Origin of the sequence: Brevibacillus nigriterrae (assembly GCF_049846925.1) — a bacterium.
Classification (GTDB): Bacteria; Bacillota; Bacilli; order Brevibacillales; family Brevibacillaceae; genus Brevibacillus_H.
Genome location: NZ_JBNCMT010000079.1, coordinates 1 through 1047, shown reverse-complemented (window position 1 = coordinate 1047; position 1047 = coordinate 1). Strand labels below are relative to the sequence as shown.

Genomic DNA, 1047 nt, shown 5'->3' with positions numbered 1-1047 from the left:
TGGCACTCCCAGGGCTGCTACTGTTTTGGTCGTACCATTTGCAAGTCCTGTTATTGCTGGCAAGCTCGCCACCGCTGTGATGTCCTTTGTCGCCACCACTTCTGCATCCACCGTTACGCTGATGCTCGCAGTTTTGTTTGTTGTATTAGTCACGTTGCTTGGCAGATTGGTTAATGTTCCTGCTATTGTGAATGTTTGCGCCGTCTTTGTTGCTGGGTTGTAGGTTGTACTCGCTACATCCCAATTCACGTCCACATTGATTTTACTGCTGTCATTTAAAGTTACTTCTACTTCCGCTGGCAATCCCAGGGCTGCTACTGTTTTGGTGGTACCATTTGCAAGTCCTGTTATCGCTGTTGGGTTTTTCACCGACAAGATATCCTTCGCCGGCTCCGCATCCACCGTCACACTGATACTTGCTGTTTTATTTGTTGTATTGGTGACATTGCTTGGCAGATTAGTTAATGTTCCTGTTACAGTAAACGTCTGCGCTGTCTTTGTCGCTGGATTATACGTTGTACTCGCAACATCCCAATTCACGTCCACATTGATTTTACTGCTATCGTCCAAGGTGACTTCTACTTGGGCTGGCACTCCCAGGGCTGCTACTGTTTTGGTCGTACCATTTGCAAGTCCTGTTATTGCTGGCAAGCTCGCCACCGCTGTGATGTCCTTTGTCGCCACCACCTCTGCATCCACCGTTACGCTGATGCTCGCAGTTTTGTTGGTTGTATTTGTCACGTTGCTTGGCAGATTGGTTAATGTTCCTGCTATTGTGAATGTTTGCGCCGTCTTTGTCGCTGGATTGTAGGTTGTACTCGCTACATCCCAATTCACGTCCACATTGATTTTACTACTATCGTCCAAGGTGACTTCTACTTCCGCTGGCAATCCCAGGGCTGCTACTGTTTTGGTCGTACCATTGGCTAGTCCGGTTTTTGCTGGCAGGCTCGCCACCGCTGTGATGTCCTTTGTCGCCACCACCTCTGCATCCACCGTTACGCTGATGCTCGCTGTTTTGTTGGTCGTATTTGTGACATTGCTTGG

1 protein-coding gene is annotated in these 1047 nt (G+C 48.6%); it reads right to left on the bottom strand.

Annotated elements, in window-relative coordinates; genetic code table 11:
• On the bottom strand, window positions 1–1047 hold a 1047-nt coding region (locus ACPW7N_RS26650; RefSeq protein WP_425654871.1), incomplete at both ends, for an Ig-like domain-containing protein.